A 245-nucleotide genomic window follows, 5' to 3' on the forward strand; every position below is an offset into this window, starting at 1 on the left:
TGTTGACCTGTGTCGTTGTTGGCATCACATTTTGCTTGAGCTGCTGGTAAAAGGCATTGATATCGTATTTATCTTCGCCAAGATCGTCTTCGTATTCCTGACCATCGATTGTAAAATGCATTGAGACAAAATCCACATGATGATCGTGTAATGTTTGATAGGGTAAGTCGCAGCAAGAATCGGTTAAAAGCTGGTACATTAGGTTCACCTCTCGTTGCCCGTGGTTAGCCACGGGGTATTTCCAT

Annotated in this window: 1 protein-coding gene; it reads right to left on the reverse strand. The window is 43.3% G+C overall.

Going from position 1 to position 245, the window contains the following annotated elements:
• A partial coding sequence (locus AC6UD0_RS07470) for a DegV family protein (protein ID WP_500708724.1) occupies positions 1 to 199 on the reverse strand: 199 nt, incomplete at its 3' end.
• Between the last annotated feature and the right edge of the window lie 46 nt (positions 200 to 245).

The sequence above is a fragment of the Fructilactobacillus sp. X7R9C1 genome (assembly GCF_059901005.1).